The organism is Myxococcales bacterium, assembly GCA_016716835.1.
Classification (GTDB): Bacteria; Myxococcota_A; Polyangia; order Haliangiales; family Haliangiaceae; genus JADJUW01.
The window spans coordinates 1,821,536-1,843,829 of record JADJUW010000001.1; the positions used below are offsets into that span (position 1 = coordinate 1,821,536).

General features: G+C 64.1%; 17 protein-coding genes. 6 read left to right on the forward strand and 11 right to left on the reverse strand.

Annotated features, from left to right (window positions below):
- Window positions 1–118: 118 nt before the first annotated feature.
- Entirely contained in the window at window positions 119–1,636 is a 1,518-nt protein-coding gene (locus tag IPL79_08075) for a proprotein convertase P-domain-containing protein (GenBank protein MBK9070941.1), read from the forward strand.
- Here IPL79_08075 and IPL79_08080 read toward each other — a convergent pair.
- The 4 genes from IPL79_08080 to pgeF all read right to left on the reverse strand — a co-directional run bounded on the left by IPL79_08080 (window position 1,626) and on the right by pgeF (window position 6,711).
- Window positions 1,626–4,334, reverse strand: coding sequence for a HAMP domain-containing protein (locus IPL79_08080; GenBank protein ID MBK9070942.1), 2,709 nt, complete (start codon window positions 4,332–4,334; stop codon window positions 1,626–1,628). The two genes, IPL79_08075 and IPL79_08080, sit on opposite strands and share 11 nt — an antisense overlap.
- Window positions 4,335–4,340: 6 nt before the next feature.
- Window positions 4,341–5,087, reverse strand: a complete 747-nt coding sequence (locus tag IPL79_08085; GenBank protein MBK9070943.1) for a peptidylprolyl isomerase — start codon at window positions 5,085–5,087, stop codon at window positions 4,341–4,343.
- 63 nt (window positions 5,088–5,150) lie between these two features.
- Entirely contained in the window at window positions 5,151–5,858 is a 708-nt protein-coding gene (locus IPL79_08090; protein ID MBK9070944.1) for a peptidylprolyl isomerase, read from the reverse strand.
- A 43-nt stretch (window positions 5,859–5,901) separates the two neighbouring features.
- Window positions 5,902–6,711, reverse strand: coding sequence for a peptidoglycan editing factor PgeF (gene pgeF, locus IPL79_08095; GenBank protein MBK9070945.1), 810 nt, complete (start codon window positions 6,709–6,711; stop codon window positions 5,902–5,904).
- 65 nt (window positions 6,712–6,776) lie between these two features.
- Between pgeF and IPL79_08100 the strand changes: the two genes are divergently transcribed.
- Window positions 6,777–7,256, forward strand: coding sequence for a hypothetical protein (locus IPL79_08100; protein MBK9070946.1), 480 nt, complete (start codon window positions 6,777–6,779; stop codon window positions 7,254–7,256).
- 35 nt (window positions 7,257–7,291) lie between these two features.
- Entirely contained in the window at window positions 7,292–8,188 is an 897-nt protein-coding gene (locus IPL79_08105; GenBank protein MBK9070947.1) for an alcohol dehydrogenase catalytic domain-containing protein, read from the forward strand.
- A gap of 10 nt (window positions 8,189–8,198) precedes the next feature.
- Here IPL79_08105 and IPL79_08110 read toward each other — a convergent pair whose 3' ends face one another.
- From IPL79_08110 to IPL79_08140, 7 genes are all read right to left on the reverse strand, one after another.
- Entirely contained in the window at window positions 8,199–10,058 is a 1,860-nt protein-coding gene (locus IPL79_08110) for a serine/threonine protein kinase (GenBank protein ID MBK9070948.1), read from the reverse strand.
- Between the two features lie 411 nt (window positions 10,059–10,469).
- Entirely contained in the window at window positions 10,470–12,644 is a 2,175-nt protein-coding gene (locus IPL79_08115) for a bifunctional (p)ppGpp synthetase/guanosine-3',5'-bis(diphosphate) 3'-pyrophosphohydrolase (protein ID MBK9070949.1), read from the reverse strand.
- Between the two features lie 32 nt (window positions 12,645–12,676).
- Window positions 12,677–13,411, reverse strand: a complete 735-nt coding sequence (gene gmk / locus IPL79_08120; GenBank protein ID MBK9070950.1) for a guanylate kinase — start codon at window positions 13,409–13,411, stop codon at window positions 12,677–12,679.
- A 43-nt stretch (window positions 13,412–13,454) separates the two neighbouring features.
- A complete protein-coding gene (locus tag IPL79_08125) occupies window positions 13,455–14,132 on the reverse strand; it encodes a hypothetical protein (protein ID MBK9070951.1) in 678 nt (225 codons plus the stop codon).
- On the reverse strand, window positions 14,129–15,112 hold the full coding sequence (locus IPL79_08130) for an RluA family pseudouridine synthase (GenBank protein ID MBK9070952.1): 984 nt from the start codon (window positions 15,110–15,112) through the stop codon (window positions 14,129–14,131). Before IPL79_08130 ends, IPL79_08125 begins: the two co-directional genes overlap by 4 nt.
- The gene (locus IPL79_08135; protein ID MBK9070953.1) at window positions 15,109–15,363 is read right to left on the reverse strand and encodes a hypothetical protein; all 255 of its coding nucleotides are present in this window, start codon (window positions 15,361–15,363) and stop codon (window positions 15,109–15,111) included. Before IPL79_08135 ends, IPL79_08130 begins: the two co-directional genes overlap by 4 nt.
- A 133-nt stretch (window positions 15,364–15,496) precedes the next feature.
- Window positions 15,497–17,005 (reverse strand): helix-turn-helix domain-containing protein, encoded by a 1,509-nt coding sequence (locus IPL79_08140; protein MBK9070954.1) that lies wholly within the window; start codon window positions 17,003–17,005, stop codon window positions 15,497–15,499.
- 85 nt (window positions 17,006–17,090) lie between these two features.
- Here IPL79_08140 and IPL79_08145 point away from each other — a divergent pair, with 85 nt between their 5' ends.
- From IPL79_08145 to IPL79_08155, 3 genes are read left to right on the forward strand one after another with little or no spacing between them, the layout of a single operon-like run.
- Window positions 17,091–19,220: a hypothetical protein gene (locus tag IPL79_08145; GenBank protein ID MBK9070955.1), complete on the forward strand. Its 2,130-nt coding sequence runs from the start codon at window positions 17,091–17,093 to the stop codon at window positions 19,218–19,220.
- Window positions 19,217–20,647, forward strand: coding sequence for a sigma-54-dependent Fis family transcriptional regulator (locus IPL79_08150; protein MBK9070956.1), 1,431 nt, complete (start codon window positions 19,217–19,219; stop codon window positions 20,645–20,647). The genes IPL79_08145 and IPL79_08150 overlap by 4 nt, the downstream gene beginning before the upstream one ends.
- A gap of 27 nt (window positions 20,648–20,674) precedes the next feature.
- Window positions 20,675–22,060: a hypothetical protein gene (locus tag IPL79_08155; GenBank protein ID MBK9070957.1), complete on the forward strand. Its 1,386-nt coding sequence runs from the start codon at window positions 20,675–20,677 to the stop codon at window positions 22,058–22,060.
- Window positions 22,061–22,294 lie beyond the last annotated feature (234 nt).

A 22,294-nucleotide genomic window follows, 5' to 3' on the forward strand; every position in this document is an offset into this window, starting at 1 on the left:
TCGATTCCGACACAAAGGCAAGCACCTGTGGGCGTGCCTTGCCAATTTGTCAATCCATCTGTGAAGCGCCGTCGAATCCTTTTTGCTTTTCAACGCCGGTTTACATACATAACCGCACATGAAAAAAGGTTCACCTCTCCCTGGTTGCCCATCGTTTAGCTGCCGCGGCCGCGCTTTGACCCTCGTCCTCGCGACGGCATGCACCGAACCAGCTCGGCAGGCGACCCCCTACGACGATGAATTCCCGGTCTCGGCGCATGACCCACTTTTTGAAGGTGCGCCAGCCAAGAGCGAGCTGGCCGACGAGAACAAGTCCAATGCGGTGTATCCCGCGATTTCGACCGCGCTGCTCGCAAGCCAATCGCCGGTTAAAAGCCAAGGCAGCCGCGGCGTGTGCTCCATTTTCTCGGCGGTGGCGCTGATGGAGCATTTGTATATCAAGCAAGGCAACATCACCAATCCAGACTTTTCTGAGCAGTATCTGCAGTGGTCGGCCAAGTTCGAACAAAATTCGTTTCCCAACACCTCGGGGAGCAATAGCGATCAAAATTTAAAGGCGATTTCGCGCTTCGGCATCGTCACCGAGGCGGTGTGGCCTTATGAGAAATTTCAGTGGGGCGTCGCAAACGACCCTGCCTGTGATGGCACCGATGAGCAACCAACGCTCTGCTACACCAATGGCCACCCATCCGACGAGGTAAAGCAGGCGCCGAAGTTCAAGCTGCCCGCGGGGCGTTGGCTGAACACCAACTCAATCAAGGCGCACATCACCACCAAGGGCACCGGCGTGGTGATTGGCATGACCTTCTTTTATCAGGCGTGGAATCACCGGCTGTCGACGTTGCCCGTCAATAGCGAGTATTGGCGGCTTGGCTATGTGACCTATCCAAATGCCGAAGACGAAGAGGCCTCGCTGGAAAAGCGCGCCGGCCATTCCATTCTCTTGGTTGGCTGGGACGACAATCTTGAAGTTGCGGCGCGTGACAAAGACGGCAATCCCCTCCTCGACGCGGAGGGCAACCCCATCACCGAGAAGGGCTTCTACATCTTTAAGAACAGCTGGGGCACCGGCAGCTTTGGCGTCAACAACGCGCACGGCGATGGTTATGGCTACATCTCAATGCGCTACATCAACGAGTATGCCTCGGCCTACGTAAGCGATATTCCCGTGCTCGCACCCCTGGTCGAGGTCTGCGACGACGGCGCGGACAACAACCACAACGGCGCGACCGATTGCGATGACGACGCGTGTACAAACCACGCGAGCTGCCAAGCCAGCGAAAATACCTTCGCCTACGACGCCGTGGCGTCCTTGGCGATTCCCGACAACAACGCGACAGGCGTAAGCAACGGGCTTACGGCGGCGGACGCCGGCGCCATCGCCTCGCTTTCGGTAAGCGTGAATATTGCCCATCCGTATCGAGGCGACCTCAAGGTATGGCTCGAACACAACGGCCTGCAGACGGTGTTGCATGACCGCACGGGCAGCTACCAAGACAATCTGATCGCGACCTACGACGTGAGTGACTTCAATGGCGCGGCGCTGAGCGGCACATGGACCTTGCACGTCGCCGATACGGCGGCCTACGACACCGGCACCTTGGTAAGCTGGCGGCTCGAAGTCGTCACCCAGTAACCGCTGGCTTTGCGGCCATGACCGGGCGCGCATCGCGAGGCAGCGTGACCACAAAGGCGGTGCCGGTAGGGGCGCCCGCAGCGGCCGTCTGCGCGGTTGCGGTCTGGACCTCGATCGTGCCGCCGTGGCGCTCCACGAGCTGATGAACGATGGACAGCCCAAGGCCCGTGCCCTCGCCGACGTCCTTGGTCGTGAAGAAGGGATCCCAAATGCGCGGCAGGATGGCGGCAGGTATGCCCGGGCCATTGTCGGCGATGCGCACGATCACCTGCGCGTCATCAGCCTCGCTGGTCACGGTCAGCGTGGCGTCGTCGCGCCCGGCAATGGCCTGCGCGGCATTGGTCATGAGGTTCATGAAGATCTGATTGATCTGACCGGCATGGCCTTGGATCTTGCCCACGGCACCGAGCCGCCGCACCACCGTGATCTGATCGCGCAGCAAGTGGCGCAAGAGCTCAAGCGAATCGTCAAGGCTGCGATTTAGGTCGAAGCTCACGATGCTCTCTTCGTCGGTCCTCGAATAGTTATGCAGCGCGCCGACGATCGCCTTGGTGCGTTGCGCACCGCGCTCGATCACACGGACCATGGCGGCGAGCTCCTCGACCAAGGCCGCCGCGCCGGGTGCCGCCTGCGCGACGTCTTGCAGCACGTCTTGCAGCGGCGCCACGGTATTGACGATGGCGTTGACGGGGTTATTGATCTCGTGCGCGATGCCGGCCACGAGCTGGCCGATAGAGGCCATTTTCTCGGAGCGCACTAATTGATCTTGCGTGCTCGTGAGCTTGTCTAGGGCGTCGGCAAGCTGGCGATTCTTGCCCGCCAGATCGCTGGTGCGCGATTGCACCGCGCGCTCGAGATCGAAATTGATCTCCTCGGTCGAGCGAATCCGATCGCGCAAGGCACGCCGCATCTCTTCGAGCGCCAGCGTGAGGCTGCCGATCTCATCGCCCTCGCCCGAGGCCAACACGGGTTCGGTCAGCGACCCTCGCGCCATCTCGTTGGCGCGCCGCTCGAGCGCGCGGATGTTGTTGGTAAACTGGCTGGTGCTAAGCGCGACCACGCCACCACACACCACCAACAAGATGACAAAAAAGACGAAGAGCTGCTTGATCGGCCGCACCGGTAGGCTGCCCCGCCCATAATAGGTGGGATAGAACATCGCCACGGCGCCGACATCATATTCGGCGTCGTGCCACCGAACCTTCATACGACCCGCGCGACCATCAAGGCCGGCGAGCGCCAGGCGCACGCCATGATCGGCCTCGGCATGCAGCGAGGCGATGAGGTACCACGGCAACGCCGGCGGTGGCTCTCCGCTGGTGGTTAGGGTTAAGATGGCGTCGTCGGCGCTGACGCTGGCAGGGACGAAGTAGATCACCTCGGCGGAGCTAACGCTGGCGAGGCCTTGCACGGCGGCGCGCACCTTGGCCGCGGTTGGCGGCGAGGCATCATCGACCAGCTCGGCCTGCACGGCGCTGCGCAGCCAGGCCATGCCCAGGCGCGACTGTTGCGCCACGGCCTCGGTCGACATGCTCTTGTATTGCAGCAGGCCCCAGATGGTCGCCATCCCGCAGGCCAGCACCACCACGCCACCAAAGGTATAGAGCAGCTTGGCTGGCAGCGATAACGAGGGCGGCACCTCCCGCAGCGCGACTCGGCCACGAGCGAGGATGCGCACGACCAAGATGCTCAGCGTCGCGCGATAGAGCAAGAGCTCATACAAGATGCCGCCAAGCACGATCATGAACTGCGCGATCGCGATGATCACCGCGTCGTCCAGCGCCACGCTATGGCGCGCGCGATTGGCAACCAGCGCCGCGGCGATCGCGACGACCCACAAGAGCGCGCTGTTGCGCGCGAGCTGATACGGCAGCCACTGGGCATCGCGATAAAACGCCAACGCATCGGTTCGCGCCGTCTCGCCGGCCAGGAGCCGCGTCGCGAACAGGTGCAGGCTGCGGGCGTGGCGGCGGGCGAGCAAAGCCCACAGCGCCGCGACGATCACGACGATCGAGATGAGCATGCCCTGCAACATCAAAAATCGATCGTGCGGCATCGGCACGAAAAAATAGAGAAAGCCCGCTTGCGCCAACATGACGCCGCTCGTCACCCAGGCGGCGATCAAGGCAAAGGCGCGCCACGACACCGCGACGAAGCTTGCGGTCACGTCGCGATCAAACCACTCACGCCTGACCGCGGCCATGAGGCGCGAAACCGTCATGCTGCGCAGCGAGGCGGCGACCAAGGCAAACATGCCGGTCATCGCGACGAAGGCCGTGGCGCGCTCGCGCACCCAAATGCCGCGCGTGTAGAGGATGACCGCCACCGCCGTCGCCCAGGCCACCCACACCGCGGTGCGCAACAGCAGCTGACGCAGCGGCAGGCGCAAGGCGGCAAAAAACGCGGTCTTGGTCAGCTCGTCGGCGATCGCTTCGCCGCGATCGCGCGCGGCCGCCACCGTGACGATGGGCCGATGCAACCGTGCCGCCGCCCACCACGCTGCGGCGCCAAACACGATGGCGGCCATAACCGCCAACCGCATTGCCGAGGCATCGGCCACCGCTGACAACTCAAACGCGCTGGAGACCGGCGCGAGCACCAAAAGACATTCGACCGCAAACCACACCAGCGCGAACAGCAATTGGTTGCGCTGCCGGCTAAAAAGCCGTGAGACCCACGACTGCCGCGGCGCCGTCATATGGCGCTAGCGTTTGGTTGGCGCAGGCGCGCCACGCGAGATTTCGATCGACGAGATCGTCACCGCGTCATTTGGGCGGTCAGACTCGTTGCGCGGCACCCGCGCGATCGCCTTGACGATATCGAGCTCGCGGCACTGACCAAAGACGACGTAGTTGCCGCCGTCAAGCTGCGGCCGCGGCGCCTCGGTAATGTAGAACTGCGAACCGTTGGTGTCAGGACCCGCATTGGCCATCGCCAGCGCACCCGCGGTGTGCGTGAGCGCAGGCTCCCTTTCGTTGTCAAAATCATAGCCGGGGCCACCATTACCATTGCCTTGCGGGTCGCCGCCCTGGATCATAAACGTCGGAATAACGCGGTGAAAAATCAGGCCATTGTAGAAGGGCTTGCCTTGCACGACGCCGCCCGTCGGGCTCATCCAGGCTTTTTTGCCGGTTGCCAAGCCGACAAAATTGGCGACGGTGACTGGGCGCTTATCGCCAAAAAGTTCGCAGTGGATCGCGCCCATTGAGGTGGTAATTGTCGCCGTCAGCGGGCCGGTGCCGGTTAGGTCGCTGGTGTAGGTCGCCAGATCTGCGGCCGTTGGCGCGGCAACGGTCACCGCGGGCGTGGGGGCTGGCGCTGCCTCGGCCGGTGCGGCGGTCGGTGCGGGTGCGGCCGGCTCAGCATGCTTTTTTGCTGGCTGGGGTTTGTGATCGCAGGCCGCAAGGGCCAGCAAGGCGCACGCTAGGAACAGGGAAACCGCGTTGGTCATGGCGGCGAGCATGTCGCGCTCTACATGTCCGCGCAAGCGCGGGCCGCGGTTTTCGCGCGCCGACTAAAACGCCATGCGATCGATTTTTACCGAATAGATGACCACATCGTCTTGCGGCTTGTCGCCGCGGCTCGTCGGCACGCGCGCGATACGGCTGATGACGTCGGCGTCCTGGCAGCGACCAAATACCGTGTAGCCGCCGTCCAAGCGCGGATTGGCATCGTCGGTGATGAAGAATTGCGTGCCGTTGGTATCGGGGCCGGCGTTGGCCATGGAGAGAATGCCCGCCGCGTCGTGTTTGGCGCTCGGGTGCCGTTCGTTGGCGAACTTGTAGCCGCCATCACCCGAGCCGTTGCCGTTTTGATCGCCGCCTTGGATCATGAAACCCGGAATCACGCGGTGAAAGATTAGCCCATCATAAAATGGGCGCTCCCTAACAATCTCGCCGCTGCCGCCGCGACGCCACGCTTTCTGGCCCGTGGCCAAGCCGACGAAATTGGCCACCGCCAATGGCGCCTCATCGCTTAGGAGGCGACAACGAATCGAGCCCATCGAGGTTTCGATCGTCGCGCGCAAGGCGCCGGCGCCTGCAAGCTTCGCCGTATACACCGCAAGATCGTCGGCATGCGGCGGCCGCACTTCGTCGGTGACAGGGGCGGTTGCCGCGACGACGGGAGCTTCGTCACCCGGGGCGACGGGCGCCGTCTCCGCCACGCTGGCTTGCGGTGCTGCCGACCTAGTTGGCCCGCATCCGGTGCTCAAGGCCCCCATCGCAAGGGCGAGCAACATTCGATGAACAGGTGGTTTCATGCGCTTACTCCGTGGCCTCGTGCGAGGCCGTCATGGCGATATACCCCATATGCACCCCGCCCGCTTGGCCATCGCGCCGATAGCTAAAAAACCGCTCGGGGTGGCATCGCGTACACGGCGGTTGTGCGTCGATCTGCGCCATTCGCACGCCGGCACGGTGCAAGGCGACCGCGAATGCCAACCGCAGATCTATGTGCGGCTTGCGGGGGCCCGCGACGACCAACCCCGGCACGTTGCCAAACGCCTGATGAAACGCGTCGACCACCTCATCGCCAACCTCGAAACAACACGGTCCGATCGATGGCCCAATGGCGGCACAGACATCCCCCGGGTGCGCGCCGAGCTCGGCCATGCGCGCGATGACGCGTGGCGCGATGCCCAGCACGGTGCCGCGCCACCCGGCATGGCACGCCGCCACGACGCCGGCCACCGGATCCGCAAACACCACCGGCATGCAGTCGGCGGCGAACGCACCGAGCACCGGGCCGACCTGATCGGTGACGAGCCCATCGTACTCCGCGGGCTCGCTGATGGCTTCGCCGACACGCCAGACGTTGGTGCCGTGGACATGCTTAGTAACTTGAAGCTGCTCGACGTCAAATCCGGCGTGCTCGGCCACCAGGCGTCGGTTGATGGCCACCGCCGCGGCGTCGTCGCCCCACCGCACCCCCATATTCAGCGAGGCGCGCGCCCACCGAAACGCCACCGGTGCGCTCGGGAAAACCGTGAATGACCGCGTACCCACCGTCGCCGCCGCGCCCCACGCGATGTGGGATAAGGGCTGACCTATAAATAACGACCGCCGAAACGACACCCGGCGTTATACACAAATTGAAGGCACCTATCTCGGCACCGGATTGGCCGTGTTACAATTTTGGGGTGATTCCCTATCAAGATCTGCTTACCGCGTTGGTCGCCTGGCGCCGTCGCCAAGGTCTCGCGGTTAGCGCCCGTTTCGCCGACGTTGCGCCGCCTGCGCCTGATGCCTACGAGGCAGACGCGCCAACCAATTTCGCCGCACCGGCGTATCATCCACCGATTAGCCCCGCGACGCGGCGAACTAGCACGTTTAGCGCGGTGAACATCGAGCCAGCGCCACCTGCGGCGGATGGACCTGATGGGGCCAGCGACGTCGATCCCGACGGCATCACCCTGATGGGCGACGACGAACTCGCGCCGCCGCCCGCTTTAGCAGCACCGCAGGTCCCCACGTACTCCGCCTATGAGCACACGCTCGCCTTTGGCGCGGTCACGGCGGCGCCGCCAAATGCCCTGGACCTCGAGATCGACGATCCAGATGCCACCGTGGCTGGCACCGTGGCGCAAGCACAACTCGACGACCTCAAGCCGCGCAAATGATTGCGTAGCCCGCGCCGCGCGGTTACACCACGGGCATGTCGACAGATGGTCCAACCAGGTTGTCGCTGCCGAGCAACCATCCAGCGGCGAGCGGCGAACTCACCGAGGTCGCGGAGACCGACGTCGTAGTCGAGATCTGTGCATATGACGTCTCCGCGACCGCGTCCGCCGAGGCGCGGGCTGCTTGCGGTGTGGTAATCGCCACCGGCAAGGTAGCTGGCGAATGGCTGGGCAAGTCGGTCCTGGTCCCGGCCTTGTTTCCCTGTGGTGAATGCGAAACCTGCCGCCGCGGCGGGGTGTTTGTTTGCGCCGCGCGCTCATCGCTGGCGGTCCACGCCGCGGGCCTGCCGCGCCACCTGCGCGTCGCCGGCCGCTGGCTCACGCCGCTGCCCGCCGCATGCGAATTGCGCCCTGAGTTGGCGCGCCTTGGCGGCGAAGCGCTGCATGCCTATACGATGTACGCCTACGGCAATGTCGGCCCACGCGATATATGCGTCGTGCTCGGCGACGCGCCCCTCGCGTGGTGGTTGTGCCGCGTGTTGGCGAGCAAGGGCGCGCATGTCGCAACCATTTACGCAGGCACCGCGAAGGCCTCCGCGCCCACGACCACGTGGTCACATATTGCCTGCGACGACGACCGACAGCCGCTATCACCGCGCGTGCAACGTGAGCTGGCCGCCCTCGCTCAGGCGGCAGATGCGGGCGCGCAGCCGTGGCGTTTATTTGTCGCGGACCCGCACTATTTTGCGGTGGCCGCCGCGCTCGCGAATCCACTGGCCACCATCGTCAGCGTCGCGAAGCGGGCGGCGGCGCCGACGCTTTGCGTGGGCGACCTCATGGAGGCCTGCGCAAGCCTCGTCTTTATCGCTGATGGCCATCCCGACCTGTTGCCGGATGTGCTGGGCTTGGCGCTGAGCGACGGCTGGATGTAAACGACGGGCGCTACAGCGCAAACAGGACGATTACGATAACGAGCGCGATGCAAACGCCGACCCCAATCGCGATCCACTTGCCTCGACCGCCTTTGAGCTCGCTCACCAGCTCATCCTCGGACATGGTGCCGAGCCGCCGACCATCGGTCGCGCGCGGGGTCCGCACGCCCGCGCCGGTGCCGCCGCCGGTGCGCAAGCTGTAGCGCGCCGCATCGCCACCCGAGAGCGTGCCGTCGTCGTTGTAGCGGTCTTCGATCGGCAACGAATCGATCTTGGTTTCGCTGCCGGAGGCCTGCTGCGCTGAGAGCGCGTCGAGCTCACCTTTTTTAAACCACAGCGTCTCGCGAAATTTTGGCTTGCCGTCGGCGTCGACGTCCGCCGCACGCGATGCCGACTCGGCGGCAATCGGGGGCGCAGCCATTGGTGCTATTGCCGGTGCAATTGCCGGCGCAAGCACGGGCGCAGGGGCAGCAACCGGCACCGCCGCAGGTGCGACAAGCGCCGGCGCGACGGCTGCCGGTGGGGCGATGGCGGCCTGCACCAACGGGATTGGCGCCGAAGACGACTCCACGACAACGTTGGGCACGGCGATGGCAGCTGAGGGTTGCTGCAGCGAACGCAGCAGCGCGGGATCTACGGCATCAACTTGCTTGGTGCGAGCATTCACGTCGGTGCCGCCAATTACGCCGACCAGCGTCTGGCCGAGTTCAGCGGCGCCACTGCGCGCAAACGGCGAACCGATAACGGGCGCGGCGGCCACCGGCGCAGCCGCGAGCCCTGGCCCCACATCGGGCAGCCTAGGCGCTACGAGCGCCGGCGCGCCCAGCGTGGTGCTTTCCGAAATGGCGGGCGCCTTGGCCGCGGCGACGAGTTCATCGAGGAACTGGCGCAGCGTCATGTAACGTCGCGAGGCGCTCTTATCCATCGCCTTGGCGATAATGGGGTCGAGCGCCGTCGGTGTGCTCGCGCGCGCCGACAACACGGGCAGCGCGGCGGTCACGTGCGCGCGGTGAACCGATTCGGTGTTGCCCGCAAACGGCGGCTGACCCGTGACCGCAAAGTAAAATAAGGCCGCCAAGCTATAGATGTTGCTGCGCTGGTCGACCAGGCGACCTTCGACGTGTTCGGGCGAGACAAACGTCGGCACGCCCGCGACTTTTTCGTGCACCGCCACCGGCAGCGCCCAGTTGATAAGTTTTACTTGGCCGGCGCTGATGAGCACATTTTTCGGCGCAAGGTCGCGATGCACGATGCCTAGCTTACCGGCCTCGAGCAGCGCCTCGCCGACCTGTACGGTGATCGCGAGCGCCTCGGGCAGCGGCAGCGGTCCACGCGTCGCAATGACCGCGTCGAGCGACTTGCCATCTTCGATCCATTCGGTCGCGACCCACAGGCGATCGGAGGCTCGTCCGGATGCCAGCACGCGCGCGCTGCCGATGGCATGCATCGCGCCTAATACCCCAAGCTCCCGATCGACGCGCGCCGCAACCTGAGGGTGGGCGACAACATGGGGCGCGACGCGTTTAATGGCGACCTGTGCCCCGGTCTGATCATCCCTGCCACGAAGCAACTCGCCGGTGCGGCCGGTGCGCAGTGCCGCGCCGACGACGAAACGGCCGCCCAGCACCTCGCCGGCCACCGCGACCGGCGCAGAGAGGACGGCGGACATAGCAATGGCTGGTACCCCTATCGCGGGTAGCGCGGCCGAAGGCGACGCGGCCTGCGCAGGCGCCTGTGCTTTTTCGACGAGTGGCGAGCCGTCAATTGCGCAGAACTTGGCCGAGCCGTCGTATTGCTGCTTGCAGACCGGACAGGCCTTCATGATCGTCCCCTCATCAAGCTGTGATCGTAGCCCTAAAGAACTCGTCATTTCAACTGCTTGCGCCACGTGGCTGCGGCTCGATGCATCGTCTCAAGGTGGGCGCCCCAGCCGCTGGCGGCGGCCGTGTAGGGCGGGGCCTCCTTTTTTGCCCAAACGCAGGGGCAAACCGGCCGATTGCCCTAGCGACCGGTTGACACCAACCCCCGTGGAGGCTAAGTCTCTCCCCCACTCTATCGCGGAGCACTCCCATGGCATCAAATACCGCCTCTTCGGAAAATCGTCGCAAAACCCGTCACAAGAACATGGGACGCAAGCGAAAAAATGCGTCGGCCAAGCACTCCACGCTCAGCAGCGTCGAGCTGTTCGCCGCGCTTGGTGAACCCGGCAAGCCGGCACCAAAAGCTGCTTAGTCATCCGCGCGCGCGGACGGCAACGCCTCGCGCCCACGCCCCACATTTCTTATTCGTTCGACGCCACGCGATCAACGGAATAAACGCCCTTGATGCGCGAAAGCGCGCGAATGACGGCCTTGAGCTGCTCGAGGTCTTTGACGCTCGCGTTAAATGTATTGACCGCGCGGCCATCCTCCATGGTGCGACAGTGCGCCTGGCTAATATTCACGCTTTGATCGGTAAAGCACTGCGAAATATTTGCCAGCAAGCCCGGCTTGTCGGCGCATAGCACTTGGATCCCAATTTCGTGCTGCACCGATGACGTGCCATCCCAATCGACCTCGACGCGCCGCTCGGGATCGATATCGAGCGCCTGGTCACATTCGCGTCGGTGCACCGTAACGCCGCGTCCCCGCGTGATGAAGCCGACGATCTGATCGCCAGGCAGCGGCGTGCAGCATTTGGCAAAACGGACCAGGATGTCGCTCGAACCCGCGACCAAGACGCCGCTGTTGTTTTGCCGGCGCGTCACCTTGCGGATGAGGTTTTGCACCATCGCCTCACCGCGCTGGGCCACCACCGTGGCACGCGCGCCGTGGTCGCCGCGGGCCTTCCAGGCCTCGACCACGCCTGCGGGCGTTACCTTGCCGTAGCCGACCTGCAAGATGAGCTCGTTGATGTCGGCGCATCGGAAGTTGGTCTTGGCAAGCTCTTCGAGTTCGCCAGAGCGCGTCAGCTTGCCAATCGAGGCGTCTTCCTTGCGCAGCGCCTTTTCCAGCAAGTCCTCGCCCAGCGACAGCGCGCGATCTCGCTGCTCTTGGCGGAGCAGATACCTCACCTTGGTTCGCGCCTTGGCGGTCTTGACGATCTTGAGCCAGTCCTTGTTCGGGCGCTGGGTGGGGCTGGTAATGATCTCGACGGTGTCGCCGTTGCGCAGCTGATAGCGCAAGGGAACGATCATGCCATTTACGCGGGCGCCGGAGCAGCGATCGCCGATGTTGGAGTGAATGGCGTAGGCAAAATCGATGGGGCATGCCCCCTTGGGCAACGACTTGACATCGCCATTAGGCGTAAACACGAAGACCTCGTCGCCAAATAAGTCGAGCTTCACCGACTCGAGAAATTCGGTCGGGTCGCGCAGCTCGGTGTGGGTCTCCATCATCTGGCGCAGCCACGCGAACTTTTGGTCATCGGCGGTGATGTTGGGCTTGCCCTCTTTATATTTCCAGTGCGCCGCGATGCCGGCCTCGGCCGCCTCGTGCATGTCGCGGGTGCGAATCTGGATCTCGACGCGCTCGCCGCTGGGCGCGATCACCGCGGTGTGCAGCGATTGGTAGAGATTGGGCTTGGGCAGCGCGATGTAGTCCTTAAACCGCCCAGGAATCGGCGTCCACGCCTGATGCGCGACGCCGAGCGCCTGATAGCAATGGTTGATGTCATCCGTGATGATACGAAAGCCGACCGAGTCGTGAATCTCGCTGTAGGGGCGGCCGGTGCGCTTCATCTTTTGCCAGGTCGACCACAAATGCTTGGCGCGGCCGCTCACCTCGCACTTGACGCCATTGGCGCTCATCTCCGCGGCGATCAGTTGTTCGACTTCGACAATGTGGGCCTGGCGTTCCTCGCTGGTCTTGGCCACGTCGGCGTTTAGCTTCTCGAACTCGCCGGGATACAGGTAGCGAAAGGCATAGTCTTCAAGCTCGACCTTCACCCATTGGATGCCGAGGCGATTGGAGAGCGGCGCATAGATCTGCATGGTCTCCGCCGCGATGCGCTCTTGCTTCTGTGAATCGAGATGCTCGAGCGAGCGCATGTTGTCGAGGCGATCACATAGCTTCACCAAGATCACGCGGATGTCGCGCGCCATGGCGAGCAACATCTTGCGAAAGTTCTCGGCCTGCTGCTCCTCGCGTGTTGAATACGGCAGCTTGCCAAGCTTGGTAACCCCGTCGACCAGAAAGGCGATTTCCTTGCCGAAGAGCTCGGTCAGCTGCTCAAGCGTTGCGGGCGTGTCCTCGACGGCATCGTGCAAAAGGCCGGCGCAGATCGACGCGACGTCAAGCCCGAGGTCGGCGATGAGAAAGGCGACCGACAGCGGGTGCGTGACGTACGCCTCGCCGGATTTGCGCGTCTGCCCGTGGTGCGATTTAACGGCAAATTCGTAGACGCGGGCGAGCAACTCCCGGTCGACGCCGGGATAGTACGCGGCCACCTTGTCGATCAGCGCCTGAATCGTTTGCATATAGCTACGAACGTGCCCCTAAGCCTGCGAGCTTACCATGAAGCGCCCGCGGCGAGCAGGCCTAGCGCGTGGTCGGTGGCAGCCTGCGCGGGATTTTGCAAAACGACGGCCGCGAGCTGCCGGCGCACCGCCAAGGGCACGCTGCAATGCTCGTGGCGCGACGGATTGGCGCCCGCGGCGAGGCCATCATCGGTTGCGGGTGGGGCGCCATAGCGCGCGGTGACATAGACCGCCTTGAGCAAGCCGTAAGCGCGCTCCAAGTCGTCATTGACGATCAGATGACTGTACTCGCGAAAATGGCCAAGCTCTTCGAGCGCCTTGTGCAGGCGGCGGGTGATGACCTCTTGGCTATCGGTGGCGCGGCGATGCAGCCGCTCGGCCAGGGCCGCCAGGCTGGGCGGCAAGATGAAGATCTTGACCGATTCTTGTGGCCACTGCGCCGATAGCGAGGCGCCGCCTTGCCAGTCGACGTCAAAGATGACATCGCGACCACGCGTCAGCGCGGCCTCGATCGGCGCGCGCGCGGTGCCATAACGATTGCCGTGGACCAAGGCGTGCTCGGCAAACTCACCGTGCTGGGCCATTTGTTCAAATACGGCGGTCTCGACAAAATGATAGTCGATGCCGTTGACCTCGCCGGGGCGCTGCGGGCGGGTGGTGTACGACACGGAAAAATCGATGGTATCGAATTCGGCGAGCAAGCGCCGGGTAAGCGTGGTTTTGCCGGCACCGGACGGTGACGATACGATCACGAGCTTGCCGCGCATATGCACCGCCTATTCTACATTTTGAACTTGCTCGCGTATGCGATCAAGCTCGGCTTTTGCGGCGACCACCCCCAGCCAATAGATGGATTTTATTGGCAAGCTGTGCCGCGGCGCGCGCCGGCGCAACCGCGGCCATGCCGGCAATTGCGGCGAGCCGTTCGCGCAGCTTGTCGCACAGGCTCGCGAGATCGTCGCCAATTGTCAGGCCCTCGCGCCGCCGCGCCTCGAGTAGCTCCGCCAGGGCCGCCACTGCTACCTCGGAAATGGCCGCGGACAAGGCGGCCCCGTCGGCGCCGCCGCTAAACGACATGGCGGTACCGTGGCCGCCGGCACCCTGGCGAGGCGACGCATGGATTGCCGCCCACACGACATCCAGCGCGGGGGGCGCGCAGGCGAGCGCATGGGCTTTGGCCTGCAATGCAGCTAGGTATTGCGCCGCAACCTCAACTTCATGCGCGATATCTTGCGAGGGCGCCGTCGCAAGCCCCGGATTTGGTGTGACGTGAACCGCGAGCGTCACCGCGCCGCGCTTAACACGGGCCGCGACGGCTTGTCGCAAGGCCTCCTCGATGGCCAGGCTCCCCGCACCGGACGGCATGCGAATGCGCACGTCAAGCCCGCGATGATTTACCGACCTGATCTCGATGAGCACGGTCCACGCGCCAACGGTCTTCGTCGCGCGGCCAAAGCCAGTCATGCTGAGCATGGGAGCCTGGGTCACGCAGCCACCTCTTGCAGCGCCTGCCGCGCCGCCAAATAATCCGCGGGCGGTTCGGTGGTAAAGGTCAGCGCTTCACCGGTGATGGGGTGCACAAACGCAAGCTTGGTGGCGTGCAAGGCCTGCCGCCCCAGCGCCTGGCCAATGGCACGCAGGCCCGGGTGCTTGGGCTGGTTGCCGTACACCGGGTCGCCCAGGAGCGGCGAGCCAAATTCCGTGAGGTGGACGCGAATTTGGTGGGTGCGTCCGGTGTCGAGCTTGCAGCGCACCTGCGCCGCGCCGATGGGATAACGGGCCTCGACCTCGTAGTTGGTCACCGCGGTCTTGCCAACCTTGACCTTCGAGGTAAAGCGCTTGCGATCGCCGTGATGCCGGCCGTAAAGCGTTTCGATGCGGCCCCGGGCGAGTTTGGGTGCGGGCGCACATAGCGCCAGATATTCGCGGGTTAGATTTTTGTGGGCAAACAACTCGGACAAGGCAATGTGCACCGCATCATGCTTGCTAGCGACCATGACGCCGCTGGTGTCCTTGTCGAGGCGGTGCACGATGCCCGGGCGCAGCTCGCCGCCGATGCCGCTGAGATCGTGGCAATGATGCAGCAAGGCGTTTACCAACGTGCCCGAAATATGTCCTGGCGCGGGATGCACCACCATGCCCGCGGCCTTGTCGATGACGATGAGATGCTCATCTTCAAACAAGATGGTAAGCGGCAACGCCTCGGCGAGAATCTCGGTTGGCGCCGCGGCGGGCACCTGGATTAGAATTGCCTGCCCAAGCTTCGGCTTAGTGGCCTGCTTGGTAACGACCATGCCGTCCAGCTCGACCCGTCCTTCTTCAATCAGGCGCTGCGCCGCGACGCGCGAGAGCACCGTGGTGGCGGCGATGACCGCGTCGAGTCGCTGCCCGGCACCCGCGTCGTCTACCACGACGGTCAGCAGCTCGCCGCCGTCTTCTTCTTCGTCGACGTCGACGGGCGTGTTCACCAGATCTTGGACTTGACGTGCCCTTTGGATTTTACCAGCACGTCGACAATGGCCTTGTCATAGAAGTGCTGCGCAACAAGATCCGCCGCGACGCGGGTGCGAAACAGCTCGCGGCCTTCGTTGATCTCGTCGGCGAGCACGGTAAAGAGGTTGTCGTTGGTGATGCCATCGAGGATTTTCGCCTCGTGATACAGGGTTAGGTCGGAGGCGATCGCGCGCGCAAGCTGGCGCGCCCGCTTAGGATCTGTGATGAGCGACGGTGCCATATAGAAATGGTGACAGCCTGGGGCGCATGGGGTCAAGAGACGCGCCCTGCCAATCCACCCAATCCGCGCCGAGTCGACGCGCGCGGTTGGAGACGTGCGACCGCAACCTACACGGTGATTACTCGGCCTCGGCGGCCGCTGGCTCGAGGCGACCAACATAAGTGGCGCGCACCCGCGCCGCGTCGAGGCCAAAGAGCCGCGCGTACTCGCCAAGGAAACCCTTGACGTACACCGGCGCCGGCAACTTATCGAAGGCATCAGCCTCCAGCGCTTCAAGATATTGCATGCCGATTTTAGAGCGCTCCGACAGCTCGCGCAGCGTGAGGCCAAAGGCCTCGCGGATGTGTTTGAGCAAGGCCCCATCAAAGCTCGTGTCGGCCGCAAGCGGCGGCATGGGTGGCCTGGTTTCGCGGATATGCCGCGGCGGCGCCGCCGTGGTGGATGGGATCGAATGCGGCGTGAGCAGGGGCGCGCCAAGTTGGGACGGCGGCCCGTCGGGATACAGCGCTAAATCGTACTCGCGGCGCCGCACGGCATCCATCAGCGTTGTGTAAGCGAGATCAAACCGGCGGTGTGCCGCCTCAAGCGTCGCGGGATCGTAGAGGCCGGCGATCGCGATGGAGTCGGGCGAGTAGATGTCGCGCATGCGGCGATTGGCGCGGCGGATATCCTCAAAGCTTGCGGTCGGGTGGACCTCGAGCAGATCGTAGTGGTTGTCACTTGGCAGCACGGCACCATCGAGGCGCGGCGGTCGTACGGTGAGGAGCGAGCGCGCGGTTTTCTCAAAGCCCTTGGCGGCGCGCGACTCTGGAAACTCAAGAATGACGGGACGGCGACGACGCGTCGCGGCCCACACCGCTTCGTCGTATTCGAGATTGGCGAGGTAGTCGATGGGCAGCCCAAGGCGACGATGCCCCGCCGAGGCCACCGCGCGACCGAGCTCCATGTCGGCCTTGGAGCGCGCCGAATTGACGACTAAGTGCGGCACGAACCCAAGCATTGCCTGGCCCAGCGCATGCGCCGTGACCTGCTTGTCCCCCAGCGCATGCAAATACAGATCGAGCGGCGCCGCCAAGTCATTGCTGGGCAGCGAGGCGGAGATCGACATCATGGCCAGGCGCTGCGTGAACGCCGCCCGCAAGAACGTGAAGAGCTGCTCGACCGAGGCCTGATCCGGAATCGCCAGCGCCACCGGAATATCGGCGCGAATAAAAAGTTCGAGCGTGAACGGCGCACACCCCGACGCTAGATCAAGGACCACCCATTCACATTCAAGTTGGCGCAGGTCGCCGATAAATTTGCTCGCGAGGCCGGTGGCGGGCATGCGGACGCTGTCGCGATCGCCGGCGGCCGAGATGAGCGTCATCGTCGGCAGCGGCGTCGCACAGCGCGAGCCGGCCAGCACCTCCACCGATGGGGCGCGCACGTAGTCGCCCAGCGATCGCGCGAGCTTGGCGACGCCGGTAAAGGCATGCAGCGTAGGTCCGCCAAACGCCGCATCGACGAGCACGACATCCTTGCCCATGGCCGCCAAATTCATCGCGACGTTGGCGGCCGCGAGGCTCTTGCCAATACCGCCTTTGCCGCCGCCAAATGCGACGATTTTGGGCCCGGCGGATGCGCTCACGGCGGCACCTTACTAAGAGCCCGCGCGCTCCACAAGCCCACGCCACGAAGGCATCCCAGGGGCGAATTCGTGCTAGCGTAAGTCCGTGAATCCACAAGCAGTCTCCGCCCTTCTTGCGGCCCTGCTCATCCTCGCGATCGGGGTTACGGTGTGGCTGCGCAACCGCCGCGACCGCACCAACGGGTGGTTTGCGGCGTTCTCGCTCACGCTCGCGGCATGGCAGCTCTGCACCGCCTTGGCGGCCACCAGCAGCGACCCGCTTTGGCACTGGTTAGTCCTGTGGCCGGCCGCGGCGATTCCGCCGATGGCGATTGGTTTTTTCTCGGCGTTTCTCGCGCAGCCATCTATCGGCGCGACGTACCGCCGCCCGCAGCTGACGCTCATCGCGACCGCCCTGGTGTTGCTCGCGTTGATCTACTCGCAGGTCGGGGTGCACCTCCATGACCAACTGTGGTTTCAGATTCCGTTTGCGGTCTACGTCTATGGCGCGCTGTACCTGTGCGTCGGCATGCTGTTTCAGCAATACCGCCGCAGCACGCGCCAGGCCGAGCGCGCCCGCCTGCGTTACCTCACGCTGGGTGGCTTCATCACCACGACGTTCGCGCTCTCCGATGTGCTGCCGCGCCTTGGCGTCGGCTGGCCCACGGTCGGCAACGTGCTCGCGGTCTTGTACTTGTACTTTCTTGCGCAAACGATGTTTCGCTCGCGGCTCATCGATCTCAACGAGCTGCTCGGCAAGATGGCGGTGCTCGGCATCTTGGTCGTGCTGCTCTCGATCGTGTACGGCGTCTTGTTGGCGTGGGTTGGCAGCGGCCAAGAGGGCCTGTTCTTGCTCAACGCGCTCACCGCGTCGTTTGTCATCCTCATCGTCTTTGAGCCGATCCGCAGCTCACTCGAGGCGAACGTGGCGCGCTGGCTGTTGCGGCAGCGCAAGCCGCTGCGCACGTTTCTCGATTTCCGGCGCGGCGATTGGATTGCGACCAGCGATCTGCCAACGCTCGCGGGACGGCTCATGGATGCGCTCGAGGAGTCCGGCCGCTTCACCGATGCCTACCTCTACCTCATTGCGCCGGATGGCAACAGCTTTGAATGCATCGCCTCCATTGGCGAGGCAGCTTCGCCAACGCTGGATGCCGGGCGCCTGCGCGAACTTACCGATCGGCTCAAGGTGGGCGTCATCAATACCGAGCCGGCCCCACGATATGCGCGCCGAGGCGCCACCGACGAGCGCGGGAGCAAGGCCGCCGAGCTGGTGCTTGGGGAGCTGGGCGCGACGATTGCGGTGGGGTTTGTCGGCTACCCCGACCCCGGCGCCGACGTCGAGCCGATCGTGTTTGGCTTTCTCGCCGGCCGCGATGCGCGCGCCGTCGCCGCGTTTGACGAAGACGACATCGCGGCGCTGCAAGGCTTGGCGCGCCAAGCCGCACGCGTGCTGGAGGCGAGCCGCGCGTTTGAACAGCTCAAGGCGCGCGAGCGTCTGGCCGCCTTGGGCGCGATGGCGGCCGGCCTCGCCCATGAAATCCGCAATCCGCTCGGTGCCATCAAGGGCGCAACGCAGCTCTTGATGAGCCAACCCGATCTGCGGCTCGGCGGCGAAAGCCAGGAATTTCTTGGCGTCATCGTCGAAGAGGTGAACCGCCTAAACAACGTCGTGACGCGCTTCTTAGACTATGCCCGCGTTGATCATTCCAACGCCGCTACCCACCAATATGTTGCGCTCAATGCCGTGGTTAAAAAAACCGCGCAGCTGCTTGCGCAGGCCGAGGAGCACCGCAACTGCGCGATTGACGTCGAGCTCGACGAGATTCTTTCGTTCGTCGATGGCGATGCCGAGGCCTTGGTGCAGGTGTTTCTTAACCTGGGGCTCAATGCGCTGCAGGCCATGCCGCAAGGCGGCACCCTGACCATCTCGACGCACCGGCGTAATCGCTCGCGCCAAGGCTTTGGCCGCTTCTGCGAGGTGCGCTTTGTCGATACCGGCGCCGGCATCCCCAAGGAACGCATGGACAACCTGTTCATTCCATTTTTCACGACCAAGCAAACGGGCTCGGGCCTGGGGCTGGCGATCGCCCAACGCATCGTCAGCCAACACGGCGGGACGATCGAAGTTTCCTCAAACGTTGGACGCGGCGCGACGTTCTCGGTATTGCTGCCCGCAGGGCAGACGCAAGCCGAGGCGGCGACGTCGCCCGAGAGAAGGGCCGAAACACCATGAGCGACGCCGTCAAGATCCTCGTCGCCGACGACGAACCCAATTTGCGGCGGGTGCTCACCGCGCTGCTCAAGCGCGATGGCCACGAGGTGCACCAAGCCGCCGATGGCGACGCGGCAATTGCCATGCTCGGTGACGTCGATGTCGTCATCAGCGATTTGCGCATGCCAAGCCGCGGCGGCATGGACGTGCTGGCCGCGTGCAGCAAGCAACACCCGCACGTCCCCGTGATCTTGATGACCGCCTACGGCTCGGTCGCGCAGGCGGTGGAGGCGATGAAGGTCGGGGCGTTTGACTATGTCGAAAAGCCCTTCGACACCGAGCAAATTCGCGTCGTCGTCGGCAAGGCGGTGGCTCATGCAAGGCTCGCGCGCGGCCACGTTCGCACCGTCATCTCCGGTGCCAACGCAAGCCGCGGCATCGGTCGCTATGGCCTGGTCGGCACCAGCGCCGAGATAGGCGCCGTCTACGACATCATTGAGCGCGTCGCCGATACGCCGTCGACCGTGCTCATTACCGGCGAGTCCGGCACCGGCAAGGAGCTGGTAGCGCGCGCGCTGCATGAAAGCTCAGGCCGCGCCAAGGGGCCGTTTATCAAGATCAACTGCGCCGCCATTCCTAAGAATCTCATGGAGTCCGAGTTGTTTGGCTATGAGCGCGGCGCCTTCACCGGCGCAACCACCGCCAAGCCGGGGCGCTTCGAGCTGGCCCACGAGGGCACGTTGTTTCTCGACGAAATTGGCGAAATCCCGGTGGAGATGCAGGTCAAGCTGCTGCGCGCCATCCAAGAAAGCGAATTTGAGCGCGTGGGCGGCCTCAAAACCATTAAGGTCGACGTACGGCTGGTCACCGCGACCAATCGCGAGCTCGACCAAGAAATCGCGCGCGGCAATTTTCGCGAAGATCTCTTCTACCGGCTTAACGTGGTGCCCCTGCACTTGGCACCCTTGCGTCAGCGCCGCAGCGACCTCACGCTGCTAGTGCCCCACATCATTGACAAGTTCAACGAACGCCTCAAGAAGAGCGTGCGCGGCGTCACCGACGCGGCGATGGCGACGTTGACCGCCTACCACTGGCCCGGCAATATCCGCGAACTCGAAAACGTGCTCGAGCGGACCATGTTGTTTTGCAACGGCGATGAGATTGACGCCGCCGACTTGCCCGCCGAGGTTACCGCGCACGAGCAACATGCCGTGCCGGTGCCCCTGCCGCATGAGCATGCCAGCGGCGAGCTTTCGGGTGATGCGTCGCTCAAGGATTTTGTCCGCGCCGAGGCCGCCCGCGTCGAGCGAGAATTTATTGGCAAGGCGCTCGAAGAAACGGGCGGCAACGTCACCCAAGCCGCGAAACTTTTGCGCATCAGCCGCAAGAGTTTGCAGCTCAAAATGAAAGATTTGGGCCTGCGAATTCGCGACACAACTGGCGAATAGGCGGCGAACTGGGCTATCGTATCGCCAATGGCGAGCCGCACCCTTTTACGATCGCAGCAGCGGCAAGGGCGGCCAGCGTTGCGCGTCGGCCTGGTTGTGGCGCTGCTCGGGCTGACGGTTGCGCACAGTGCCGTCGCGGATACGTCGCAATGGGCGCAGACCGCGCCGCCTGCCCCGGGCCAGCTGCAAGGCACCGTTTCGTTTAGCCAACATACCTGGAAGGCCGATATCTACCGCGAACAGATTGGCGGCAATGGCAGCCTGCAAGACGCCTTGCCTACCGTCTTTGACCTAGAGTCGACGCGCGTCGTCCAACAGCTCACCGCGGCGATCTCGCTTGGGCTTCCGGGTGACTTCTGGCTGACCGCCGCGCTGCCGATTACTTTGTCCGATTCCCGGACCATTTCTCGCCCGACGGCGCAGGCGCCTGGAGACAACACGACCGTGGCCGACGAGTTTCTGCCGGCCGACGGCTTTGATGCGGCCAGCGGTGGCGGCACCACCGGTGATTTGCTCTTTGCCGGCGCCCCGCGCAGCGGGATTGATCAACTCGAGCTCGGGGTCGGCTGGGTTGCGATGCGGCAGGGCGCGACGCGCCACGACCACGACTGGCAGCGACCGACGTGGACCTTGGGCATGGACTGGCTGGTACCTATCGGCGAGACCGCGAGTTTTTCGCGTGCCGCGCCAGATGGCAACACCGCCGTAGGCACCGGCACGCACGACATTCGCTTTCGCACCGCCGTGAGCCAGCGCTACGGCGCGTTCACGCCGTATTGGCAATTGTGGTATCAGGCGCCGCTTGGCAATCGCTCTGACTCGCTGTTTTCAGACCCAGGCTTTGGCGCGCGCAACAGCCAGAAACAGCAGCTCGTAGGCGTCGACTTCGGCGTCAAGGGTGGCTTTTCGCCTCGCGGCCAGCGCTACGACTTTGAACTCGGCGGATCGATCGTCTCGCACTTTGAAGGCCGCGGCTATTCGGAGCTGTGGGAAGTGCTGGCCTATGCGGGCGACGCGGACGCCAGCGGGCCGTTGCGGCTGGATGCCGACCCATCCACCTCGGGCGTGCAGGCACTGTCCCACCCCGGCGTTAGCTACATCGAAAATTATCTCGAGCTGCAGGGCACGGCGGCCGTGCACGCGACCTTTAGCCGGCGCTTCTCGCTTGGCCTGCGCGGCCGCATGTCGCGCAGCACCAATCACTTCATTACGTTTGCCGATGCCGGCGTCGATCTGCCGACCTGCCAAGATGCCTCCACCGGTTGCGAGGCCAACGACAACACCGTCGTCACGCCCAACACCTCTGAGGTCAATCCTGCTTATGCAAGCCGAGTCGACCTGATTGGGCACCGCTACCGCGCCGAAGGCGGCACCGGGCTTGGCCTTTTCGTCGAAGCCCGCGGCACGTTTTAGACAGAATCGCATTGAGTGGGGCCGGAGACAGTAATAGATGTGGTGTACGGCCGCGCCTGCCGCATGCGCGCGCACAAGTTGGCGCGGCCTGGCTCTGACGAAACATAAGCATACGATTCCAGCATTCGGACACTAGCGTGTCCGCCTCCACCCACTGCGTTCTGTTCTCCGCCACTTCGGATCTTAGATTGTACGACCCGGCCGGCCCATAACGGTGCACAACGGTTGCGACCA